Annotated in this window: 16 protein-coding genes; 13 read left to right on the top strand and 3 right to left on the bottom strand. The window is 72.2% G+C overall.

Translation table 11 applies throughout. The features are described 5' to 3' along the window. Nucleotides 1-41: 41 nt before the first annotated feature. The 5 genes from GXW79_RS14950 (at nt 42) to GXW79_RS14970 (ending at nt 9757) form a co-directional block, all read left to right on the top strand. Entirely contained in the window at nt 42-4658 is a 4617-nt protein-coding gene (locus GXW79_RS14950; protein WP_211875209.1) for an NAD-glutamate dehydrogenase, read from the top strand. Next, nucleotides 4655-5899, top strand: a complete 1245-nt coding sequence (locus tag GXW79_RS14955; RefSeq protein WP_211875210.1) for an MFS transporter — start codon at nt 4655-4657, stop codon at nt 5897-5899. The genes GXW79_RS14950 and GXW79_RS14955 overlap by 4 nt, the downstream gene beginning before the upstream one ends. A 65-nt stretch (nt 5900-5964) precedes the next feature. Beyond that, on the top strand, nt 5965-6936 hold the full coding sequence (locus tag GXW79_RS14960) for a TAXI family TRAP transporter solute-binding subunit (RefSeq protein WP_211875211.1): 972 nt from the start codon (nt 5965-5967) through the stop codon (nt 6934-6936). A 71-nt stretch (nt 6937-7007) separates the two neighbouring features. Then, nucleotides 7008-9026 (top strand): TRAP transporter permease, encoded by a 2019-nt coding sequence (locus tag GXW79_RS14965; protein ID WP_211875212.1) that lies wholly within the window; start codon nt 7008-7010, stop codon nt 9024-9026. 74 nt (nt 9027-9100) lie between these two features. After that, entirely contained in the window at nt 9101-9757 is a 657-nt protein-coding gene (locus GXW79_RS14970) for a YjbF family lipoprotein (RefSeq protein ID WP_211875213.1), read from the top strand. Here GXW79_RS14970 and GXW79_RS14975 read toward each other — a convergent pair. The 3 genes from GXW79_RS14975 to GXW79_RS14985 are packed head-to-tail and all read right to left on the bottom strand — an operon-like array spanning nt 9738 to nt 15545. Continuing rightward, nucleotides 9738-10796, bottom strand: coding sequence for a glycosyltransferase family 4 protein (locus GXW79_RS14975; RefSeq protein WP_211875214.1), 1059 nt, complete (start codon nt 10794-10796; stop codon nt 9738-9740). The two genes, GXW79_RS14970 and GXW79_RS14975, sit on opposite strands and share 20 nt — an antisense overlap. A 25-nt stretch (nt 10797-10821) precedes the next feature. Further along, on the bottom strand, nt 10822-12840 hold the full coding sequence (locus tag GXW79_RS14980) for a YjbH domain-containing protein (RefSeq protein WP_211875215.1): 2019 nt from the start codon (nt 12838-12840) through the stop codon (nt 10822-10824). Nucleotides 12841-12863: 23 nt separating this feature from the next. Beyond that, nucleotides 12864-15545, bottom strand: a complete 2682-nt coding sequence (locus GXW79_RS14985) for a polysaccharide biosynthesis/export family protein (RefSeq protein ID WP_367614921.1) — start codon at nt 15543-15545, stop codon at nt 12864-12866. A gap of 138 nt (nt 15546-15683) precedes the next feature. Between GXW79_RS14985 and GXW79_RS14990 the strand changes: the two genes are divergently transcribed. From GXW79_RS14990 to wecB, 8 genes are all read left to right on the top strand, one after another. After that, a complete protein-coding gene (locus GXW79_RS14990) occupies nt 15684-17222 on the top strand; it encodes a heparinase II/III family protein (protein ID WP_367614922.1) in 1539 nt (512 codons plus the stop codon). Beyond that, nucleotides 17219-18139 carry a hypothetical protein gene (locus GXW79_RS14995; RefSeq protein ID WP_211875217.1) on the top strand — a complete coding sequence of 307 codons (921 nt, stop codon included), beginning with the start codon at nt 17219-17221 and terminating at the stop codon, nt 18137-18139. Before GXW79_RS14990 ends, GXW79_RS14995 begins: the two co-directional genes overlap by 4 nt. Next, nucleotides 18139-19344: an O-antigen ligase family protein gene (locus tag GXW79_RS15000; RefSeq protein ID WP_211875218.1), complete on the top strand. Its 1206-nt coding sequence runs from the start codon at nt 18139-18141 to the stop codon at nt 19342-19344. Before GXW79_RS14995 ends, GXW79_RS15000 begins: the two co-directional genes overlap by 1 nt. Beyond that, a complete protein-coding gene (locus tag GXW79_RS15005; protein WP_211875219.1) occupies nt 19337-19939 on the top strand; it encodes a sugar transferase in 603 nt (200 codons plus the stop codon). Before GXW79_RS15000 ends, GXW79_RS15005 begins: the two co-directional genes overlap by 8 nt. Nucleotides 19940-20094: 155 nt before the next feature. Beyond that, nucleotides 20095-21225 (top strand): DegT/DnrJ/EryC1/StrS family aminotransferase, encoded by a 1131-nt coding sequence (locus GXW79_RS15010; protein ID WP_367614923.1) that lies wholly within the window; start codon nt 20095-20097, stop codon nt 21223-21225. Nucleotides 21226-21227: 2 nt separating this feature from the next. Continuing rightward, nucleotides 21228-21755: a glycosyltransferase gene (locus GXW79_RS15015; protein WP_211875220.1), complete on the top strand. Its 528-nt coding sequence runs from the start codon at nt 21228-21230 to the stop codon at nt 21753-21755. A 14-nt stretch (nt 21756-21769) separates the two neighbouring features. Further along, nucleotides 21770-22489 (top strand): glycosyltransferase, encoded by a 720-nt coding sequence (locus GXW79_RS15020; RefSeq protein WP_211875221.1) that lies wholly within the window; start codon nt 21770-21772, stop codon nt 22487-22489. Next, nucleotides 22486-23477: non-hydrolyzing UDP-N-acetylglucosamine 2-epimerase (wecB, locus tag GXW79_RS15025; protein ID WP_367614924.1), on the top strand; the 992-nt coding region annotated here is incomplete at its 3' end. The genes GXW79_RS15020 and wecB, both read left to right, overlap by 4 nt.

Below are 23477 nucleotides of genomic sequence, written 5' to 3' on the forward strand. Positions count from 1 at the left end.
AGAGAACAGGTTGTCCCCGACAACCATCCGAGGAAGCGACAATGCCCGAAGAAGGCCGCAGCTTTTTGCCGGATACCGCGCGCGCGGAGGTGCTGGCAGCCGGTCGCGCAGCGCTTGTGCGACTCGCCCCGGACCTGCCGCCCGCGGCCGCGACGCTGATGGAGCGCCTGCACGCGGCGATCCCGACGACGGAGCTCGCCAGCCTCCCGGCCGAGCATATCGCCGAGGCGACGGCGCATCTGTTCGCCCTCGCGCTGGATCGCCAGCCCGGGCAGACGCGGCTGCGCATCCTCGCGCCTGGCCCCGGGCGCGGCGCGCGCACGGTGGCGCTGGTCGTCACCGACGACATGCCCTTCCTGGTCGATTCCGTGCTCGCGGCGACGACGCTGCAGAACCGCGCCGTGGAGCGCTTCCTCCATCCGGTGCTGGGCGTGCGGCGCGAGGGCGGGCGGCTGGTCGCGTTCGATGCGGCCGCCCCGCGCGAGAGCATGATGCACGTGACGCTCAGCCATGCCGGCGATGGCAGCCAGGAGGCGCTGGAGGCGTCTCTGGAACGCTCGCTGGGCGACCTCCGCCGCGCGGTGGATGATTTCCCGGCCATGCTGCAGCGGCTGGAAGACGCCGGGGTGGAGATCGCGGCGCATGGCCCAGCCGCCGCCTTTATCCGCTGGCTGAGCGACGACAACTTCGTCCTGCTCGGCTACCGCGAGCTGGCAGTCGCACCCGATGGCGCACTGACCCTGGTGGATGGCTCCTCGCTGGGCCTGCTGCGCGACCTCTCGGTGCCGGTCTTCGACGCGCTGCGCGACCTTTCCGCCGTGCCGGCCGCGGTGCGCGCGGCGGTGCTGGACCACACGCCGATCGCGGTGGTGAAGGCCAATATGCGGGCCACCGTGCATCGCCCGCAGCACGCCGACGTGGTGGCCGTCCGCCGCTTCGGCGCGGATGGCCAGGTGGTCGGCGCGCGGCTGTTCCTGGGGCTTTTCGCGGCGTCCGCCTACAACCGCAACCCGCGCGCCATCCCGTTCCTGTCGGAGAAGGTGGAGCGCATCCTGGCACTGGCGGGGATGGACCCCGAGAGCCATGACGGGCGCGCGCTGCGCAACATCCTCGACACCTGGCCGCGCGACGAGCTGTTCCAGGCGCCCGATGCAGAGATCCTCGCCGGCGCCGAGCGCGCGCTGGACCTGCAGATCAGGCCCCGCGCGGCGGTGGTGATCCGGCGCGACCCGTTCGAGCGCTTCGTCTCCGCCATCGCCTGGTTGCCGCGCGACACCTTCGACACCCAGTTGCGCGAACGCGTGGGCGCGATGCTGGCGCGCGGCTTCAACGGCAGGCTGTCGGCTTATCACATCGCGCTGGGCGATGCGCCGCTGGCGCGCGTGCACTACGTCATCGGCACCAAGCCGGGCGAGGTGCCGCCGGTGAATGACGTGGCGCTGGAGCGCTCCATCGCCGAAGCGGCGCGCAGCTTCCGCGAACGGATCGCCGACGCGCTCGCCGCCGAGCATGGCGAGGGCGGTGCGGCGACCCTGCTGTCGCGCTGGGCCGAGGCCTTCCCGCCCGCCTACCGGGAGGCGACGGCGGCGTCCCACGCGCTCGCCGACATCGCGCTGGCCGAGGCCGCGATCGCGAGCGGGCGGCCCGCCGCGTCGCTGGAGCAGGCGCCCGGTGCCGCACCCAACACGCTGACCTTGCGCCTGGTGAATCCCGGTGGCGCGCTGCCGCTCGCCGATGCGCTGCCGCTGTTCGAGAGCCTGGATCTGCGTGCCATCGAGGAGGTGCCGCACCGGCTGGAACCGCGAGGCAGCGCGGCGATGGCGCTGCACGTCTTCTCGCTCAAGGCCGGCGCGGCCTGCCCCGAGGATCGCTACCCGCTGGTGCTCGACGCGCTGGCGCGGCTGCTCGACGGCACGGTCGAGGCCGATGGCTTCAACCGGCTGGTGCTGCGCGCGGGTCTCGACTGGCGCGAGTGCTGGATGCTGCGCGCGATGTACCGCTGGCTGAAGCAGGTGGGCTTCGCCTTCGCGCAGGAGAGCGTGACGGCGGCCCTGGCCGCGCAGCCCGAGGCGGCGCGCATCCTGATGGATCTGTTCGCCGCGCGCTTCGATCCGGCACGCGCCAAGCGCGATGAGACCGCACTGCTCGGCCGCTGGACTGCGATGCTCGACACCGTCACCAACCCCGATGAGGACCGCATCCTAGGCCGGTTGCGCGGGCTGCTCGACGCGATGTTGCGGACTAATTATTACCAGAACAAATCCTACGTCGCCTTCAAGCTGGACAGCGCGATCGCCGGCGAGATGCCGCTGCCGCGTCCGTGGCGCGAAATCTTCGTCCATTCCGCGCGCATGGAGGGCTGCCATCTCCGCGCGGGGCCGGTGGCGCGGGGCGGCATCCGCTGGTCCGACCGGCGCGAGGATTTCCGCACCGAGATTTTGGGGCTGATGAAGGCGCAGCGGCTGAAGAACGCCATCATCGTGCCCACCGGCGCGAAGGGCGGCTTCATCCTCAAGCAGTCGCCCTCGCCCACCGACCGCGAGGCGTTCATGGCCGAGGGCATCGCCTGCTACAAGATTCTGGTCCGCGCCATGCTCGACCTCGCCGACAATTACGTGGGCGCGGATGTGGTGACACCGCCCGGCATCATCCGCCGCGACGGCGAGGACCCCTACATCGTCGCCGCCGCCGACAAGGGCACGGCGACCTTCAGCGACATCGCGAACGGGCTTTCGGAGGAGTACGGGTTCTGGCTCGGCGATGCCTTCGCCTCGGGCGGGTCGCAGGGCTATGACCACAAGGCGATGGGCATCACCGCGCGGGGTGCGTGGGTGATGATCGACCACCATTTCCGCGAGACGCTGGGCCGCTCCGTGCAGGATGCGCCCTTCGACATGGTTGGCGTGGGCGACATGTCCGGCGACGTCTTCGGCAACGGGTTGCTGGTGAGCAGGCAGACGCGGCTGCTGGCCGCCTTCGATCACCGCCACATCTTTCTCGACCCCAATCCGGACCCGGCCGCGAGCTATGCCGAGCGCGAGCGGCTGTTCAAGCTGCCGCGCTCCTCCTGGGCGGACTACAACGCTGCGCTGCTGAGTCCGGGCGGTGCGATCCTGCCGCGCAACGCCAAGACCATCCCGCTCTCGCCCGAGGCGCGCGCCATGCTTGGCATCGCCGCCGAGCGCGTGGAGCCGGCGGTGGTGATGCGCGCCATCCTGACCGCGAAGGTGGACCTGCTCTATTTCGGCGGCATCGGCACCTATGTGAAATGCTCGGCCGAATCCCAGGCCGATGCCGGCGACCGCGCCAACGACGCCATCCGCGTCGATGGCGCCGCGATCCGCGCGCGCGTGCTCGGCGAGGGTGCGAATCTGGGCATCACCCAGGCGGGGCGGATCGAAGCCGCGCGCGCGGGCGTGCGCATCAACACCGATGCGCTGGACAATTCCGCCGGTGTCTCGACCTCCGACCACGAGGTGAACATCAAGATCCTGCTCTTCGCCGCCGAGGCCGACGGCGCACTCACCCGGCGCCAGCGCGACGATTTGCTCGGCACGATGCAGGACGAGGTCGGGCGGCTGGTGCTGGCGGACAATCACGACCAGTCCCTCGCCGTGACGGTGGAGGCCGAGGCCGGCGCGGAGGCACTCGCCGCGCAAGGCGCGCTGATGCTGAAGCTCGAGGCCGCCGGCCTGCTCGACCGCGCCGTGGCCGGCCTGCCCGACGAGGCGGCACTGCGTCGGCGCATCGGTGCCGGGGAGGCGCTGACCCGGCCGGAGATCGCAGCCCTCCTGCCCTTCGCGAAACTTTGGCTGATCGAGGCGATCGAGAATTCCGACCTGCCGGACGATCCCGCGCTGACCCCCGTTCTGCTGGGCTACTTCCCGATGGCGCTGCGCACCGACTACGCGCGCTATGCCGAAAGCCACCGCCTGCGCCGCAACCTCGTGGCCACCGTGATGGGCAATGTGGTCGCCAACCGGCTGGGCTGCGCCGCGCTCGCGCGCCTCACGGTCGAGGCGAGCCCGGCCGCCGCGGTGCGTGCCGCCTGGATCGCCGCCGCCTGCTTCGCGCTGGAGGAGGCGGTGGCCGAGATCGCGGATTGTGCCGCGCCCGAGTCCGCCAAGATCGAGGCGCTGCGTGCGCTGCGCGGCTTGCAGGAAGGGGCGGCGCATGGGTTGCTCGGGGGCGAAGGCGCGCTGGGCGAGGCGATCGCCGATCTGCGCCCGGGCATCGCTGCCCTTCTGGCCGCCGAACCCGCTCCGGCTGAGAGCCCGCTGCCGCCGATGGTGGCCGCCCTGGTCGCCGGCGCGCGGCACCTGGTCGCCGCGCCGGCAGTGGTGCGCCTTGCGGCGCGGGCGGGGGCTTCGCCCGATGCTGCGGCTTCGGCCTGGCGCGCCGCGGGGCAGGATTTCGCCCTCGATGCGCTGCAGGCCGCGGCGGTGGCCGCACCCGCGCCGGGCGCCTTCGGTGCCCGGGCCCGGGCGCTGCTGCTGGCCGATCTGCAATCGATCCAGGCCGGGCTGGCACAGGCGGCCCTCGCCGGCGCGAAGCCGGACGACCAGTCCGCCGCGATGCTGGCACGCGAGGCGGCCGCGAGCGGCGATCTCGCCGGCGTCTCGGTCGCAGTGCGGACGCTCTCGATGCTGGTGCGATGACGCGAAAGGCCTTCGCCTGGGCGCTCTATGACTGGGCGAATTCGGCCTTCCCCACGGTGGTTTCCACCTTCGTCATCGCAGCCTATTTCACCCAAGGCATCGCGCCGGACCCGGTCACCGGGCAGGCGCGATGGGGGTGGATGCAGACGCTGGCGGGCCTCGCCATCGCCATCCTCGCGCCCATCATGGGCGCGGTCGCGGATTCCGGCGGAAGGCGGCGGCTGATGCTGCTGTGGTGCACGGTGGTCTGCGCCACCGCCACCGCCACGCTGTGGTTTGCCACGCCCGAGCCGGGCTCGGCGCTGCTCGCCCTCGCCGCCGTCGGCATCGCCACCATCGCTTTCGAGATCGGGACCGTCTTCTACAATTCCATGCTGCCGCAGGTCGCGACACCGGAGCAGACCGGGCGCGTCTCGGGCCTCGCCTGGGGGCTGGGCTATGCCGGCGGGCTGTGCTGCCTGGCCGTCTGCCTCGCGCTGGTGCTGCCGGCCACGCCGCCCTTCGGCCTGGACAAGGCCGCGAGCGAGCCTGTGCGCGCCGCCGCGCTGATCGTCGCCGTGTGGATGCTGGGCTTCGGCTGGCCGGTGCTGTTCGCCCTTCCCGACCCGCCGCCGCGCGAGCGTCCCGGCTGGGCCGCCGCCGCGCGCCTGGGGCTGACGGAAGTCGGGGCCGTGCTGCGGTCCCTGCCCCGTTCCCCGGCGCTGTTGCGCTTCATGGTCGCGCGGCTGTTCTACACCGACGGCCTGAACACGCTGTTTGCCTTCGGCGCCATCTTCGCGGCCGGCGTCTATGGACTGTCCTTCATCGAGATCATGATCTTCGGCATCGCGCTGAACGTCACCGCGGGCGCCGGCGCGGCCGGCTTCGGGCTGATCGAGGACCGTATCGGCAGCCGCACCACCATCCTGCTCGCGCTCACCGGCGTGGCCTTCTTCGGCACCGGGCTGCTGGTCGCCTCCGGCACGCTTGCCTTCTGGCTGCTCGCGCTCCCGCTCGGCATCTTCGTCGGCCCAGCCCAGGCCGCGTCGCGATCGCTGATGGTGAAGATGGCGCCGGCCGACCAGGTCTCGGCGCATTTCGGGCTGTTCGCACTTTCCGGGCGGGTCACCGGCTTCCTCGGGCCCGCGGCGCTCGCCGCCGTCACCGAGATCACCGGCAGCCAGCGCGCGGGAATGGCGACAGTCATCGTCTTCCTCATCGCCGGCGGCGCGATCCTGGCCGGGATGCGCGGGCAACGCTGAGCGCCCCTTTCCGTCACACCGCTTGGGCGCTATCACCCGCGGCACGAACAGGGAGAGAAAAGTCAATGACCGGGATCACGCGCCGCGCAGCCCTCGCCTCCGCCGGCATCCTCGCCGCCCCCGCCGCACTCCGCGCCCAAGCCGCGCAGCAGCTCGCAATCGCCACGGGCACCACGGGCGGCGTCTACTACCCGCTCGGCGGCGCGCTGGCGAACTACCTCTCGCGCGGCATCCCCGGCATGAGCGCAACCGTCGAAGTCACCGGCGGGTCCACCGCCAACTTCCAGCTGCTCGGCGCCAATCGCGTCGGCCTGCTGTTCGGCCAGGTCGATGCCGGGGTGGACGCCATCCGCGGCGCCGGGCCGTTCCGCGGCCGCGTGGTCCCCGCCCGCGCCATCGCAGTGCTCTACACCAACCGCATGCAGGTGGTGACCACCACCAGCACAGGCGTGCGCACGATGGGCGACCTCCGCGGCAAGCGCATCTCCACCGGCGCGCCGGGTTCGGCCACCGAACTGTTTGCGCTGCGCGTCATCGAGGCCGCGGGCCTCAACATCGCGTCGGACTTCCGCGGCCGCGAACGCCTCTCGCCCGCCGAGAGCACCAACGCGCTGAAGGACGGCAAGATCGACGCCTACTTCTTCGTCTCCGGCGTGCCGACCTCCGCCATCACCGACCTGGCCGCGACGCCGGGGACCACGCTGCACCTCATCGACCACGCGAACCTGCACGCGGCGATCGTGGAGAAGCACGGGCCGGTCTACTTCCCCGAAGTGATCCCCGCCGGGACCTATCCGGGACAGACCACGGACAACGCACAGCTCTCGGTCGCCAATGTGCTGGCGGTGCGCGAGGACATGCCGGCGGCACTGGTGACGCAGATCCTGAACATCACCTGGAGCAGCCGCGAAGACTGGGCGCGGGTGCATGCGGAGGCGCGGAACTTCAACCTCGCGGCGCAGAAGACGGCGGCGGCGGGGATTCCGTGGCATCCGGCGGCGGAGGCGTTCTGGCGCGGCCAGGGCGCGACGCTGTAGAAGAAAGCATGGGGGGAAAGAATTCCCCCCAACCCCTCTTCTTTTATTTTTAGTCACTAAGAGAAGCACCCATGGCCGAACTCGATGCCACCACGACCAAGCGCATCGAGGAACTGATCGAGGCGGAAGAAGGCTCCCAGAACAAGTTCACCGGCGTCCTCGGCGTGGTCGCCGTCGCGACGGCGCTGGCGATGGCCCTGTTCCACCTCTGGGCGGCCTGGGACATCGTGCCGACGACCGTGCTGCGCTACGTCCATGTCGGGTTCGCGCTGGTGCTCGGCTTCTACCTGTTCCCGGTGTCCAAGCGGTTCCGGCACAAGCTGATGCCGTGGGACATCATCCTCGTCGCGGCCTCGATCTACGTCATCTACTACCTGGTGACCGGCGGCGATGACCTGCAGGACCGCTACATCTTCCCCGAACCGATGGACGTCATCGTCGGCTGGGTCCTCATTGGCCTGGTGCTGGAAGTCGCACGCCGCGCCACCGGGCCGGTGATGCCGGTCGTGGCCCTGGGCTTCCTGCTCTACGCCTTCTTCGGCAACCACCTGCCCGCGCCCTGGCAGCACCAGGGCTATGGCGGCGAACGCCTGGTGCCGCACCTCACCATCACGCTCGAGGGCATCTTCGGCACCGCGATCGACGTCTCGGCCACGCTGATCATCCTGTTCACCATCTATGGTGCGATCCTGCAGAATTCCGGCGCGGGCAAGTTCTTCGTGGACTTTTCCTTCGCCATCACCGGCGGCAAGCCGAGCAGCGCCGGGCGCACCGTGGTGCTCTCCTCCTTCCTGTTGGGCGGGCCGTCCGGGTCGGGTGTCGCCACCACCGTGACGCTGGGCACCGTCGCCTGGCCGATGATGAAGCGCGTGGGCTACCGCGCCGATGACGCAGGCGGGCTGCTCGCGGCCGGCGGGCTCGGGGCGATCATCTCGCCGCCGGTGCTGGGTGCGGCCGCCTTCCTGATCGCCGAGTATCTCAAGATCGGCTATCTCGACGTGCTGCGCATGGTCGCGATCCCGACCGTGCTCTACTACGCCTCGCTGCTGTTCATGGTGGAGCTGGACCAGCGCCGCATCGCCGCCCGCGTGGGGGCGAGTGCCGCGGCCGCCGCGATGGCCGAGGCGATGCAGGTCGAACGCGCCGGCGCGCTGGTGCGGCAATACGGGTTCCACTTTACCTCGCTCGTCGCGATCATCGTGTTCATGTCGATCGGGTATTCGCCGACGCTGTCGGTGCTCTACGCGATGGTGGTGGGCGTGGTGCTCTCCTTCCTGCGCAAGGACTCCGCACTGACGCCGCGCAAGCTGGTGAACACGCTCGCCGAGGGCGCGATCCAGTCGGTTGGCATCGCGGCCACCTGCGCTTGTGCGGGCATCATCGTGGGCGTGATCACGCTGACCGGGCTGGGCTTGAAGTTCTCCGACATCGCGATCCAGGCGGCGGGCGGTTCGGTGGTCATTACCGCGCTCTACACCGCCTTGATCGTGTGGGTGGTGGGCCTCGCGGTGCCGGTGACGGCCAGCTACATCATCTGCGCTGTGGTGGCCGCGCCCGCCCTGACCAAGCTGGGTGTGCCGGACTACGCGGCGCATATGTTCGTCTTCTACTATGCGGTCTTGTCGGAGGTTTCGCCGCCCACCGCCCTGTCGCCCTTCGCGGCTGCCGCGATCACGGGTGCCGGCCCCTACCGCACCACCTTGCAGGCGTGGAAGTACACCTTGCCGGCGTTCCTGCTGCCCTTCGTCTTCGTCACCGACCCCGAGGGCGTGGGCCTGCTGCTGTCCTACACGCCGACGATGACCTGGGTGGACGTCGTCTGGCAGACATTTTTGGCCGCCGCGGGCCTGGCCGCGCTGTCGGCCGCCGCGCAGGGTTTCGCGATTCGCGCGCTGGCCGTGTGGGAGCGCGTCGCGATGGCCTTCGCCGGCCTGTTGATGATCTTCCCCGCGCTGTTCGAAGCCGGCTTTGGCGACGCCCTGCCCTACCCGCACTGGATCGGCATCGTGGTGGCCCTTGGACTTGTCGCGTTCAACGGCCGTCGCGCATTGGTCCCGTCCGTGCTGCCGGGAACCAGTAAGCAAAAATAAAAGAAAGGGCGAAAACCTACAGGTTGTCGGGGAGAATTCTTTCCCCCGCTGCTTTCTGCGCTTAGTTTCGCGTCATGCGTGTATGTGCCTTCCTGATTCTCGCCCTGCTTTCCGCCTGCGGCGAAACCGCGACCAGCGACATCCTCCGCGTCCTCGTCTGGCCGATCCCGGTTCCCAGTTTCGATGGCCCGCCCGAGGATCGCAGCGCACGGGCGCGCTGGGATGATGGCTCGGCGCGTCCGCCGCAGGGCCCGGCGGTGGCGCTCACCATGGGGTCGCGGCGCGCCGTCGCGCGGTTGGTCTCCGTGCAGGGCGAGCGGCGCACCTGGCGCAGCAGTGGCGGCGTGGTGGTGGTGACGGAGGGCGCGCGGATCGTCGCGACCTCGGGCCTCTACGACGTGCTGGCCACCACGCGGTTCGAGGGGCCGGATCCTTTGGACAATCCGCGCGCCTTGCTCACGCGCGAGGGCCGGGCGCGGCGCATCGTGGACCTCATGGGTTCGGATCGGGAGCCGGCGCGGATGCGCTTCGGCCTGATCCTCGATTGCACCTTGCAAGCGCGCGAGGAGGGTGGCGCCTTGCTGGTGGACGAGGAGTGCGAGGGTGCTGCGAGCTTCGCCAACCGCTTCTTCGCCAACCCCGAGACGGGCGCGGTCTTCCGTGCCGAGCAGTGGGTGGGCGACAGGGTCGCGATGCTGGAGATCGAGTTCCTCAACCCGAGCGCCAACTGAGGCCCGCGGCGCGCACCCGGCGCGCGACGTAGCCGAGCCAGGCGAGTTGCACCAGGATCGCGGGTAGCACGACCAGCGGCTTTGCTTCGGGTGAGAGGCGCAGGAACAGCGCCACCAGCGCGCCGTGGAAGCACACGAATACCCAATGCACGAGCGCCACGCGGCGCACGGAGACGCCGCTTCGCTGCGCCATCTGATACAGGTGGCTGCGGTGCGGCGCGCTGATCCGTTCGCGCATCAGCGCCCGGCGGAGCAAGGTAAATCCGGTGTCGAAGAGCAGCCCGAACAATAGCAGCGGCACGATCAGGAACGAGAGCTGCTGCAGGTCGAAGCGCGCCGACGCGACGGCCAAGACGGCCATCACGAATCCCAGGAACTGGCTGCCGACATCGCCCATGAAGATGCGCGCCGGGTGCAGGTTGAAGGGCAGGAAGCCCGCAAGCCCCGCCGCCAGGATCAGCGCGCAGGCATAGACGAACAGCCCACCCTCCTGCGCTGCGATCAGCGCCAGGATCGCGCAGGCGAGGAACAGCGAGCCGCCCACCAGCCCATCCAACCCATCCATGAAGTTCACCGCATTGGTGCAGGCGATGATCCAGAACAGGGTGAGCGCGACACCGGCGAAGCCGAGGCTCACCATGCCCAGGCCGGGCATCGACAAGCGGTCGAGGGCAATGCCGCCCGCCACCGCCACCAGCGCCGCGCCGGCCTGGGCAGCGAGCTTCACGATGAAGCGGAAATCCCAGATGTCGTCGAGCAAGGCGACCAGTGCGATCGCCGCCGCCGCCGCGATCACGCCGACGAATTGCGTATCGGCCAGCCGCGCGAAGGCGGCGACCTGGAACAGCACCGCCATGCCGACCAGGAAGGCGACCACGATGCCGACGCCACCGCCCTTGGGCGTGGGGTGCTTGTGCGCCTTACGCGCGTCGGGATGGTCAAGGATCGGCCGCGCGATCATCAGCCGCACGCAGAGCGCGGAGATCAGCGCGAGCACGCCCGCGAAGGCCAAGTGGCGGAGGAAGGCTTCGAGGGTCATGTGGCGCCTCAATACCCGCCCGGCCCTAACGCAGGAACCCCCCGGCGCCGCGGCGGAAATCATCCGCGCGCCCATCGCGGGTGAGCTCGTAGAGTGGGCTGTCCACCGCCATGCGCTGGCCGCCATCGCGCTGCACCGGGCGGATGGTCGCGCCAACCGAGGACCGGCTCTCGACCCCGAACAGGTCGAGCGGGACGCGCAGGAAGATGCCCTTGTCGAAGCTGCCCTCCCCAAAGCGGCGAAACGGCGCGTCGGTAAGCGTGGCGAAGGCGCCGACTTCGATCCCGGAATCGAAGCGGCGGGAAAGTTCGAGCGTGGCGCCCCAATCGCCCGCGAGATAGCGCCCCGCGCGGATGGTGGCGTGCAGGTTCCAAAGCGGCAGGTCTGCATGCAGCGAGACATGCCCGGTGGTGACAGCATAGCGCCGCAAACGCGCATCCTGCTCGAAGGCGCGCTGCCGCACCCAGGCGAGGTCGAGCCCGATGGCGTAGGGCTGGTCGTTCGGGCGCCACAGGATTTCTCCCGAGGCGCCGGCGAACATCGGCTCCAGGTATCCCACCGTGGTGCGCGCGAAGACATCCGGTGCGAGCGCCCAGATGCGCTCGGCGTAGAGCGCGGGGATCGCGAGGTGCTCGGCGCCGCTTGCGTAGCGGGCCGCGTCGCTGCGCACGCGCGGCAGCTGGCTGTCGGAAGGTGCTGCGCGGTCCAGATTCTGCGCGAAGGCGTGCTGCAACCCGCCGGCGATCGCGAACCCAGCGCCCAGTGACACCCGCGCACCGCCGACCAGTGATGCCTGGTAGAGCAGCGTCTCGCGCGGGTCGCCGAAGGACAGGCGCAGGCGCGGCTCGATGCCCCAGTCCAGCCCAAGCGCAGGCGCGGTGGCACCGTGGGGCAGCGGATTGCCGGCGGGCAGCAGACGCGCCGTGGCGAACACTTCCTCAAAGCTGCCCTGGCCGAGGCTCGCGGCCTCCATTGCCTCGCGCAGCACCTGCACGCGCGCGATCTCCACGCTGTCGCGCCACCAGGCGAGCGTCACCTGCTCGACCTGCGGCGGCAGCGCCGGCTGGGCGGCGCGCATCACCCGGCCGACGGTCTGCGCAAGGGTACGGTAGCGGCCTCCGGTGAAGGCGATCACCGCCTCGGGCCCATTCAGGTCCACCGCCAGAAGCCGGAAGCCCTGCGCCGCCAGCGCCTCGCCGAGACGCCCGCCATCGGCCTCGCGCAGGCGGGGCTCCAGCGGCGGCGGGTCCGGCAAGGCGGCACGCGGCGGGGCGCCGGCATCAAAGCGCGCGGAGACGCGGAACAGCAGGTCGGTGCCATGGACGAAGAAGACGCCCGCGTCGAAATGCTCGTCGCTCCACTGCAGCCCGGCGTTGAATCGCGAATCCGCGAGGCCGCGGCGGCGGCGTTCGTCGCGCCGCTCATCGCCGGAATATTCGAGCTTCACCCGCAGGTTCTCGAGGCCCGGCACACGCGCCTCGACGCCGCCGAACAGCGAGACCTCGGGGCCGCGGAACCAGACCCGCGGGTCCGGGCGCCCACCCTGGCCGACATCGCGCGGGCGGCGGGAAAAACCCGGCGCGCCGATGCGCAGCGGGTTGGTGAGATCGCCGGCATTGCCCAGGCGCCCCCAGCCCATGCCCAAGGTCACATCGACCGGGCCGAACCGGCGCGAGGCCACCAGGTATTCGCCGGCATAGATCCCGGTGCCAGCGAGATCCTGCAGGCCCACCGCGAGGGCGGGCAGGAAGGCATCCTCCTCCCACAGGCGAACGCGCACATCGAAGGAGCGGTCGGTGGTGTTGCCGCGGCCGGTGGTGGCGTTCAGCCGGTCGGCGACGCGGAACACCGCCTGCATCCAGGGCAGCGCCTGCAGGGACAGGGCATAGAAGTCGCGCTGGCGACGGATGGCGGCGGCTGCCTCGAGCGTGCCGTCCGGACGCAGCCGTGCATTGGGCATCTCGATGAGCCCGGCGCCACCGAAATTGCCCCCGGTTTCCTGCGCGGCCACGCAAAGCGGCATCAGGATGAGCAGCGCGCACATCCATCGCGAGAACGCCCGAGCCTTCAGCGGGCACCCCGGGTGATCACCGCCAGGGCCGCCGCACTCACCGAGACCTGAGAGAGCACCTGCGTCAGATCGCGCACGAAGGCCCAGTTCTCATAAGGGCTCGGATCCTGCGGTACCACGACCAGGCTGCCGGGGGGGACCGGCGGCCCGCCCTGCTGCCAGGAACCCAACCCTGCCGGCACCGACTGCCCGTTTGGCAACACGATGAAGGCGCGCCCACCATCGGCAAACCGCTGCTGCCCACCCGCCGCGCGCACGTAGTCCGAAGCGCGCCAGCCGCTGCGGAACTGCAGGCTGCCTGCATTCAGCACGCTGCCCACCACCGTCACCTCGTTGGGCCGCTTGGGCACCGCGATCAGGTCGCCCGGCTCCAGCAGCACGTCCAGCTCCGGACGACCGGCGAGCACCACCGGATTTGCCTCCACCACCATCCGCCCCGCGGCCCGCGTCTCGCGCAGGGAATTGGCCAGCTCGCGGCCCGCCGCGACAGCGGATCCGACATCGACGGCGCCGCCGCGCGTGCCGACCACCGCTTGCCCAGCGGCGACCTGCACCATGCCCATCTCCAGCTCGCGTGCGGTGCGGGCGAAGCCCTCCTGCTGGCGCTGACGCACGCTCTCGCGCGTGAAGACGGCGCCGTAGGGGAAGGCCTCGCGCGTCAATCCACCGGCGCGCGCGATCAGCTCGGACAGCCGTTCCCCGCGGCGGATGTCGTAGACCCCCGGCCGGAGGAACTCGCCCACCAAGGTCACCGGCCCGGTCTCGCGGTCGGCGAAGCCGCGCGGCATGCGCAGCGCGTCGCGCGGCGAGAGGCGCACGGCGGCGAAGTTGCGGCTGCGCAGGTCGAGCACGATGCGCGTGAGCGGGATCGACCCTGAGGTTTCCGCCGGCTCGCGCGCGAATTCCACCGACCGCAGATCCGCCGCATCCGACAGCCCGCCGGCCGCCGCGATCACCACGTCGAGCCCGGTATCGTCCGGCACCGGGTAGAGGCCCGGCTGCCTCGCCTCGCCGGTCAGCACCACGGACTGGTCGAGCAGATAGGCAAGCAGGTCCGGATAGCGCGCGAAGATCGCCGGACAGGCCGGTGCGCCGAGGTCGGGGAACCCCGCGCCGCGGGCATGGGCGAAGCGGGCCGGCGAAGACCGCGCGGCGATCGCCACCTGCAGCAGCGCCGGGCAGGTGTTGTCACCCTCGCCCATCTCGCCGCGCAGGGCGCGCTGCACCGGCGGGCTCGCGAGCCAGGCGATGTCGGCGCGGGCGAGCACCACGACCTCGTCGGCCTCCTGCAGCGGCAGGTCCGCCTGGCCCGCCAGCACGCGGCCGAGCGGGAAGGCCACGAAGCGCCGTTGCCGCGCGGGGCGCTCCGCCCGCCAGATCACTCCCAGCGGTCCATAGGCGTCGGAGCGCACCAGCCGTGGGTCCGACAGCAGCGCGGAAAGCCGCGTCGCACCGCCGGTGGAACGGGTGATCGGCGCCGTCACGTGGCCGACCAGGCGCAACCCACTGGTCTCCACGTCGAGGCCCGGCGCGACCCGCATGGCGTCGCCGCGCCGCAGCAGCCCGGCCGGCGCAACCTCGGCGACGACGCGGCGGCCCTGGGCGTCGCCCTGGTAGACCAGCATCCGGTTGCCGATCGGCCGCAGCGCCCCGCCGGCCAGCGCGAGCGCATCGGCGAGGCTGGCCGAGGCCGCGCCCGCCGGCAGCTCGTAAATGCCCGGCCGAGTCACGTCGCCGGCGATCGCGATCGCAGCACCCAGCGCGGGGACCATCACCCGCTCGCCCTCGCGCAGCGTGATGTCGGGGGCCGCGGCATCGCCGGTGAGGATGCCGTAGAGATCCACCACCCGGCTGCCGCGCGGCCCATCCACGCGCACCGCCCGCAGCGATCCGGTCTTGCGCACCCCGCCCGCCGCAGCCAACGCGTCGATCACGGTGGCGAGCGGGGTGAGCGACTGCACCCCGGGACGCACCACCTCACCTGCCACCAGCACGCCCATCTGCCGCAGCGCACCGAAGCTGAGGTAGGCCTCGGTGCCGCCCATCTCGAGCCGGGCCCGGGCGTCGAGGTCGGCACGGACCTCACGGATAGACCGCCCCGCGGCGATGATGGGCGCCAGGTCGGGCAGCAGCAGCATGCCGTCGCGGCCGACGCGCACCGTGTGCGTCTGCCGCACGCGACCCCGGAGTGCCACGATCAGCTCATCGTCGCGGCCGATCAGGTGGTCGTCGGAAAGCGCGCCGAAGCCGGGCGGTGCCGCACCCGGGGCGGCGGTGAAGGTCTCGTAGCCGAACTGGCGCAGCGGCTGCGGCTCCCCGGCGAGGCGCGTGGCGAAGAAGCGTTCCAAGGAGGAAAGCGGTTCCTCTGGCGGCGATGCCGGCGCGGCGGGGGCCACGGGCGATGCCGCCATGGGTCCCGTGGGCGCGGGGCCGGGCGAGGCTAAGGGCGCGCCCGGGCGCTGCGGCATGGCCTGCTGGATGCGCGCCATGATCTCCTGCTGCGCGGCGGGCGGCAGGCTCGGCAGCGCGGCGCCCCCTGGCAGCAGCGAGGGCAACGACGGCGGCAGCAGAAAGCCGCCCGGCGGGCCGCTGCCGGCGATCGGCTGGGCGACGCCGGCGCCGGCGAGCAGCACAAGCGGGATCAACCCAAGGGTGAGGGTGAGTACGTAGCGGAGCACGGGTTTTCGTGGGAATCGCATATGTTGTTTCGAAAGCATAAAAGAACTTGCTCACGAATTATTCAACCGTAAATTGGTATTGTGATCGCAGCATTCCCGCATTTCGTGCTCAGAGCCGACGCTGCATCCCGCCTCGGCGTGTGGCCAGTTCTTCTGCACGTCCTACATCGCGCTGGCCGCCGCGGCGCGCGACGCGCGCTGGGCGACCGCGATCCGCTGCGCGGACCGTTCTTCGGCACCGCCGCGCAGGTGCCGGTTACCGCGACAGACTGGCACGGACCCTTCGACCCCGCGCGCCACGCGCTCGATCTGCCGCTCTTCGCCCCTGGCGACATCCGCCCGATATGGGAGGTCAACCGGCTTGGTGGCCTGCCGGCACTCGCCGCGCGTGGCGACTGGGCGGCCGCCGAGCGCCTGCTCCGCGACTGGGCGGCGCGCAACCCGCCCTTCCGCGGACCCGCCTGGGCCTGCGGCCAGGAATGCGCACTCCGTGCCCTGACCCTCGCCATCAGCCTGGACGCGCCGCCCGGCGCCGCGATGCGCGCCCTGCTCGACGCCCATGCCCGGCGCATCGAGGCCACGCGCTTCTACGCGCTCGCGCAGGACAACAACCACGCGGTTTCCGAGGCAGCCGGGCTGCTCGCCTGCGGGCTGCTGCTGGGTGATGCGAAGCGGGAGCGGCGCGGCGCGGCAGCGCTGGTCCGCACGACGCAGCGCCTCGTCACCCCCTGCGGCGCCTTCGCCCAGCCGAGTGCCCGCTACCACCGGCTGCTGCTGGACACACTCGCCGTCACCGTCCGGCTGTGGCGACGCCATCGCGGTGCGGAGGCGGATCGCGCGCTGCGCGCGCGCGCGGCGGCGGCCACCGCCTGGCTCGCGCGGATCATGGATCCCGTGACCGGTCGGCTGCCACGGCTGGGGCCGGAAGACCCCTCCTGCTTCGCCGACCTCGCGGGCACCGGCCCGGATGATGCGCGCGCCAGCCTCGCGCGGGCGCAGGCGGTGTTCGGCGCGTTACCGCTTGCGACCGACGTCTGGGTGAGCGCCGGGTGGCGCGGCTGGCAGGCGGGGCGGCTGCGCGCGATCCTGCGCACCGGCGTGCCGCAGCGCTTCCGCCCCGCCCATGCCGACCTGCTGCACCTCGATCTCTGGGTCGGGGCGACGAACCTGCTGCGCGACGGCGGCAGCGGCAGCTACAATCCACCGAACGATGCGGCCTGGCAGGGCGTCGACCTCGCCGCCGCGCGCGCCCACAACCTCGTCACCTTCGATGATGCCGAGCCCATGCCACGCGTCACGCGCTTCCTGTTCGCGCGCTGGCCGCGCGTGCACCTGATCCCCGACGGTGCCGAGACCCGCGACGCCCGCGGCATGACACATGCCCGCGCGGTGACCCTGGGCGCGCACCAGGCGCGCATCGAGGACCGCATCGCCGGCCCGTTCCGCCACGCGACGCTGCGCTGGCGTCTCGCCCCCGGCGCCTGGCGGCTGCTGGGCGACACGGTCGAGAGCGACGGTGCACGCATCGCGATCGGCGCCGATGCGCCGGTTCGCCTGCGCCTCACCGACGGGTTCGAGAGCCCCGCCTATGGAAGCTTGGCGCGCGTGCCGGTGCTGGAGGCCGTGGTCGCGGCACCCGCCACGCGCTTCACGACCTGCATCGACATCGCCGCATGAGCGAGGAAGCCGAAGCCTGGCTCACCGCCGCGCACCTCGGGCCCCGGCCCGACGAGCAGCGGCCGCCGGCGGGGGGCATGGCGCTCGAGACGCTGCTGCGCGCGCTGTGGCAGCGGCGGGCGCGGCTCGCCCTGGCCTGGTTCGTGCTGCTGCTCGCCGGCGCGACGCCGGTGCTCGTCTGGACCCGCAGCTACGTCGCCGAGATCACCGTCGCACCCGCCGAGACCACCGGCATCGCCACCTCCACGCTGCTGGCCCCGCTCGCCATCGCGCCGGGCAACATCCTCGACACGCGGCCATCGGGGAATTTCGCGATCTACCTCGCGGCACTCCGCTCCACCGAGGCGGCGATGCTGCTCGCCGAGCGGACGCCGCTGCTGGCCCACCTGACCGAGATGCGTGCCGCGGGCCTCACCGGGGCCATTCGCGCGGCGCTGGGCCTCGCGCGCGACGCCGATCTCGACGACGCCAAGACCTGGCTCGAGGCGAACCTCTCGGTCACGCCCAACCCCATCACCGTGACCTGGGAAATCAACCTGCCGCACCCGGACCGCACGCTCGCGCTCGACGCGCTGCAGCTGCTGCACGGGTTTGCGGAGGCCAAGGTGCGCGCCGACATCGCCTCGGTCGCGGCGCGGCGCATCGCCATCCTCACCCTGCGCCTGGATGCCGAGCGCGACCTGTTCCTGCGCAACGGGCTGGTCGAGCTCCTCGCCCAGCAGCAGCGCGCCGCGATGGTCGTCGCGGCCGAAGAAGCGGTCGCGGCGCGGCTGGTCTCGATGCCCTATGTCGAGCTGCGCCCCTCGCTGCCGAACCGGCCGCTGCTGATCGGGCTGCTGGCGGTGGCGGGGGCGGCGGTGGTGGGGCTCGGGGCGGCTTGCCTGCTGCTGCTCGGTGTCTGGGGGCGGGCGGGCTGATGCGCGCGGCGATGTTCGCGGCGCCGGCGGGGGTTCTCGCGGCGGGGGTTCACTTTGCCGGCGCGCTGAAATCGGCGCCGCTGCTCGCGGACCTGCCCTTCGACCTCACCCTCGCCTTGGCCGCCCTTCTCGCGCCGCCGCTCGCGATCCTGGCGCTCAGCCGGCGCTGGCGCATCGACGCGGGCGTCGCGCTGCCGCTGCTCTCCGCCGCGGCGCTGTGGTTCTGGATGGTGGTGAGCGCGAGCTGGGGCGCCTCGCGCGACGCGGCCGCCGGCAAGCTCGCCGAGCTCGTGCTGATGGCGCCGGTGATGCTCGCGGCCGGGCTGCTCGTCGGCGCCGATGCCCGCATGCTGCGTCGCTTCGCGCTCGCGGTGGTGGCGATCGCGGTGTTCGTCGGCGCCTCTGTCGCGATCGGCATCGCGGACCGCTCGGTGGTGCTCGGCGGGCTGGTCGGCGCCGACCCGGAGCGTGCGCGGGTGCAGTACCAGGTGACGGGGCTCGCCTTGGCCTCGGGCGCGGCGCTCGCCGCGGTGTTCGCGCTGGAACGGCGCGGTGTCTCGCGCCTGGCCTGGGTGGTGGTGGCCCTCGCGCTGGTCTTCGCGGCCCTGCTGCCCGGCGGGCGCGCCGGGCTGATCGCGCTGGTTCTGGCGGTGACGGTCGCCCCCATGCTGCTGCTCTGGCGCAGCGGCGCATGGTTGGCGGGCATGTTCTGGCCGCTGCTGGTCGCCGCGAGCGGGGGGCTGGCCGCGCTGGTGCTGCTGCTCGCGCCCGATCTTGTCGACGGGCTGCGCACGCTGGAGCGGCTGACCGAGAACCGGCTCGGCGACGAGCAGGGGCGGCTGCCGCTATGGAACGCCGCGCTGCGTTGGGGGGCCGAGGCGCCGCTAGGCCTGGGTGCGGGCAGTTTCGGGATCGCGACGGGCTCGGGCGATACGCGCCGGCTGCACCCGCACGATCACGCGCTGGAATCGCTTGCCGAGGGTGGATGGCCGGCGCTGCTGCTGTGGCTAGGGGCGTTCGGGGGCGCCGGGCTCGCGGCCCTTGGCGCTGGGGCGCGGGCGACGCCGGGGCGGGTCGCGCGGATCGCCGCCCTGACACTTCCAATGGCGCTGACCGTGATGGTCTCGACCGACCTCGGCAACCGCATGGCCTGGCTGGCGCTCGGGCTCGCGCTCAGCCTCAGGATTGAGGCGCGCAATGCCTGAGCGGGGTTTTTACGCGCGGCGCGGCAAGCGGGCATTGGACATCGTGGCGGTGCTCGCGATGGCGCCGGTTGCGCTGCCGCTGCTGGCATTAGCGGCGCTGGCCGTCTGGGCCGTGCTCGGCCGCCCGGTGGTGTTCCGAAGCACGCGCATCGGGCGCGGTGGCGTGTCCTTCACCATGGGGAAGTTGCGCAGCATGGCGGAAGGCGATGGGCCGGACCCGGAGCGCACCGGGCGCTTCGGGCGGGCGCTGCGGGCGAGCGCGCTCGATGAACTGCCGCAGCTCTGGCACGTGCTGCGCGGACAGATGAGCCTGGTGGGTCCGAGGCCGCTGCCGGCGCATTACGCCCCGGTGCTGCCAGGCGCGCGCCACTCCGTGCGGCCGGGCCTCACCGGCCTCGCGCAGGTGGCCGGGCGGAACGCGCTGCCCTGGCCGACGCGCCTGCGGCTCGATTGCCGCTACGCCTCGGCGCCGAGCCTCGGGCGCGACCTGCGCATCCTCGGCGCCACGGTCGTGGTGCTGATGCGGCGACGCGGCGGCGGCATCGGCGTGCCGCCAGGCGGCCTCGAGACACGTGCAATTCGCCATGTTCGCTAAATCTGCGGTTGCAATCTCGTTCTCGTGATGGATCATTGCGGTTGTTCGCCGGACTGCGGCCTTGCCGGCAAACGCCACCTCTGGCCGCGTGTTCGAGAAGGGATCGCCCCATTCCGCAGCAGGCCGCCCTGGTCAGCGCCGCAGCCCCGGACCCGGTGCTGCTCTCCCCGCCACACCTGGGCGGCGGCGAGATCGGCGCCATCGCGGCCAGCCTCGACGATGGCTGGCTTGCCCCGGCCGGACCGGTGCCGGCCGCCTTCGAGCAGGCAGTGGCCCTTGCGACGGGCTTCCGCCATGTGCTCGCGACCTGTTCCGGCACCGCGGCGCTGCACCTTGCTTATCGCTGCCTCGACCTGCAGCCGGGCGACCATGTGTGGTGCCCCGGCTTCACCTTCGCCGCGACCATCGCGCCGGCCGTACAGATGGGGGCGGTGCCGCGCTTCCTCGATGTGGACGCGGCGTCGTGGACGCTCGACCCGCTCGCACTCGCACGCGACCTGCGCACGGCCGCGCGCGGCGGGGTGTTGCCGCGCGCGGTGGTCGCGGTGGACACCTACGGGCAATGCGCGGACCTCCCGGCACTCGCCGCCACGTGCGAGGCGCATGGCGTGGCGCTGCTGTCGGACAGCGCGGCCGCAATGGGCGCCACGCGGCACGGACGCCACGCCGGCCATGGCTCGCGCATGGCGGCGTTTTCGTTCAACGGCAACAAGATCGTGACCGCCGGCGGCGGCGGCGCCCTGTGCTCGGACGACCCGCTGCCGATCGCGCGCGCGCGGCACCTCGCACGGCATGCGCGGGAAGCCGCCGCGCACTACCAGCACGAGACGACGGGCTATGCCTATGGGCTGCCCTCGCCGCTGGCCGCTGTGGGACTGGCGCAGCTGCCGCTGCTGGACGCCCGCGTCGCGGCGCGGCGTGCGATCGCGGCCCGTTATGCGCTGGGCTTGTCCGATGTTCCGGGGATCGCGTTGATGCCCGAAGCGCGGGGAGGACGCGCCAATCGCTGGCTCACCGCCATCCGGGTCGATGCGCGGCGGTTCGGCATGGGCGGCGAGGCGCTGCGCCTGGCGCTGGCGGCGGCGGGCATCGAGGCACGCCCGGTGTGGAAGCCGCTGCACCTCCAGCCGGCCTTCCGCGGGGTGCCACACGCGCCCTTGCCGGTCGCCGAGCGCCTGTTCGCGGAGGGGCTGTGCCTGCCCTCGGGGAGTGCCATGGCGCCCGAGGTGCAGGACCGCGTCATCGCCGTGATCAGGGCGGCGCACGAGCGCGCGCGGCACGGCTGACCTTGCGCATCCTCTATCTGCACCAGCATTTTTCGCTTCCCGGCGGCAGCACGGCCACGCGCAGCCACGCGATGGCGCGTGCGATGGCCGCGCGCGGGCACCAGGTGACGATGGCGTGCGGCGGGTATCGCGGCGCGGTCACAGGCTTGGACGGGCCGTTTCGGCGCGGCTCGCGCGAGGGGCGGGTCGGCGGATTCCGCGTGGTGGAATTCGCCATCCCCTATGCCAATGCGCTGGGGCTCGCCGTGCGCGCCGGCGCCTTCCTCCGCTTCGCCGGACGCGTGACGCCGCTGGCGTTGGAGCGGAGCGTGGACCTAGTGATCGCCTCTTCCACCCCGCTCACGGTCGCGCTGCCGGCGCTGGCCGCGGCGCGGCTGCGCGGCACGCCCTTCCTGTTCGAGATCCGCGACCCCTGGCCCGAGGCGCCGCGCGCGCTGACCGAGGGGAAGTGCGGCTCGGGTCTGCGCGCCAGCTTCGCGGCGATGGATGGCTGGCCGACGCCGCCTGCCGCCGCGCCGGCGCGGTGGTAGGCCTGACACCCGGGATGGCGGAAACCGCGCTGGCGCATGGCGCCGATCGCGCGCGCGTCTTCGTGGTGCCGAATGGCTGCGACCTGGACCTGTTCGGCCCGCAGATCCCGCCGTGGCGGCCGGAGGCGGCGGCGGCCTGGGAATGCCTCGCCGTCTATGCCGGCGCGCACGGTCCGGCGAACGGGCTTGGGCTTCTGCTCGACGCCGCTTCCGCGCTGCGCCGCCGTCGGGAAAAGCGGGTGCGCCTGGTGCTGGTCGGCGAGGGCGCGGAGAAACCCGCACTGATGCGGCGCGCGGCGGCGGAGGGATTGGACAACGTCACTTTCCTCGACCCGATGCCTAAGCCGCGCGTCGCGGCGCTGCTGGCCGGCGCGCAGATTGGGCTTCAGATCCTGGCGCCGGTGCCGGCCTTCGCGGAATGGGCGGCGCCGAACAAGCTGATGGATTGCCTCGCGGCGGGGCTGCCGGTGGTGACCAACCAGCCCGGCCATGTCGCGCGCATCCTGGCCGAGGGGGCGTGCGGCATCGTGGTGCCGCCATTCGACGCCGAGGCGCTGGCCGACGCGCTCATCGCGCTCGCCGCCGACCCGGCGCGGCGGGCGCGAATGGGTGCGGCGGCGCGGCGGGATGCGGTGCGACGCTGGGACCGGCGCGTGCATGCCGAACGCTTCTGCGCCATTGCCGAATCGCTGGCGGGCGAAGCGGCCCGACGCCCCGCGATGGCGCCGGCGTGAGCGAGCTGCACCTGGTCGCCGCCGCGCGGCCCAACCTGCCCAAGCTCGCCGCCCTGTGGCACGCGCTGGTGGCCGCACCCCGGTTTCGCCCGGTGCTGGTCCATACCGGGCAGCACCATGATTCGGCGATGTTCGACGGGCACCTCGCCGAACTCGGCCTGCCCAAGCCGGAGGTCGCGCTGGGCATCGCGGGCGGCGGGCACGCGGCGTTGACGGGGCGCACGATGATGGCGCTCGCCGATCTCTGGACCGTGCGACGGCCGGCGCTTGTGGTGGTGGCGGGCGATGTGGACGGCACGCTCGCGGCCGCGCTCGCGGCGCGCAAGCTGGGTATTCCCGTCGCGCATCTGGAGGCCGGGCTGCGCGGGGGCGACCCCGACATGCCCGAGGAGATCAACCGGCGCGCCATCGACGCGATTGCAACCCTGCTCTGGGCACCTGATGACGCCAGCGCGGCGCTGCTGCTGCGCCAGGGCCACGCAAGGAGCGCCGTGCGCGCCGTCGGCAATGCGATGGCCGACAGCCTCTACCGCGCCTTGCCCGCCGCCCAGGCGCGCGCCTTGCCGGAGGGTGTGGCGGCGCGCGCCTACGGGCTGGTGACGCTGCACCGCGCCGGCAATGTCGATGGCGCGGACTCGCTCGCCGCGTTGCTGCGCGGGCTTGGCGAGGCGGCCGCGCTGCTGCCGATGCTGTGGCCGCTGCACCCGCGCACCCGCGCGCGGATGGAGGCATTCGGGCTCGCGCCCCCGTCCGGCGTGCGGCTGCTGCCGCCGCTGTCACATGGCGAATTCCTTGGCCTTCTGTGCCACGCGGCGCTGGTCGCCACTGACAGCGGCGGTGTCTCCGAAGAGGCGACCATGCTCGACATTCCCTGCCTCACCTTGCGCGCGGAGACGGAGCGGCCGCTGACGCTGACCCAGGGAAGCGCGCGCCTGGTCGCGGCCGGCGGGATCGGCGCGGCGGCCGCGGCGGTGCTGCGCGGCGACTG

It is taken from the genome of Plastoroseomonas arctica, from assembly GCF_018128965.1.
GTDB lineage: Bacteria > Pseudomonadota > Alphaproteobacteria > Acetobacterales > Acetobacteraceae > Plastoroseomonas > Plastoroseomonas arctica.

Excerpts from the sequence above, each read along its gene's own strand:
- GXW79_RS14950 (WP_211875209.1), top strand. The coding sequence starts at position 42 with ATGCCCGAAGAAGGCCGCAGCTTTTTGCCGGATACCGCGCGCGCGGAG.
- GXW79_RS14955 (WP_211875210.1), top strand. The coding sequence starts at position 4,655 with ATGACGCGAAAGGCCTTCGCCTGGGCGCTCTATGACTGGGCGAATTCG.
- GXW79_RS14960 (WP_211875211.1), top strand. The coding sequence starts at position 5,965 with ATGACCGGGATCACGCGCCGCGCAGCCCTCGCCTCCGCCGGCATCCTC.
- GXW79_RS14965 (WP_211875212.1), top strand. The coding sequence starts at position 7,008 with ATGGCCGAACTCGATGCCACCACGACCAAGCGCATCGAGGAACTGATC.
- GXW79_RS14970 (WP_211875213.1), top strand. The coding sequence starts at position 9,101 with ATGCGTGTATGTGCCTTCCTGATTCTCGCCCTGCTTTCCGCCTGCGGC.
- GXW79_RS14975 (WP_211875214.1), bottom strand. The coding sequence starts at position 10,796 with ATGACCCTCGAAGCCTTCCTCCGCCACTTGGCCTTCGCGGGCGTGCTC.
- GXW79_RS14980 (WP_211875215.1), bottom strand. The coding sequence starts at position 12,840 with ATGTGCGCGCTGCTCATCCTGATGCCGCTTTGCGTGGCCGCGCAGGAA.
- GXW79_RS14995 (WP_211875217.1), top strand. The coding sequence starts at position 17,219 with ATGAGCGAGGAAGCCGAAGCCTGGCTCACCGCCGCGCACCTCGGGCCC.
- GXW79_RS15000 (WP_211875218.1), top strand. The coding sequence starts at position 18,139 with ATGCGCGCGGCGATGTTCGCGGCGCCGGCGGGGGTTCTCGCGGCGGGG.
- GXW79_RS15005 (WP_211875219.1), top strand. The coding sequence starts at position 19,337 with ATGCCTGAGCGGGGTTTTTACGCGCGGCGCGGCAAGCGGGCATTGGAC.
- GXW79_RS15020 (WP_211875221.1), top strand. The coding sequence starts at position 21,770 with ATGGCGGAAACCGCGCTGGCGCATGGCGCCGATCGCGCGCGCGTCTTC.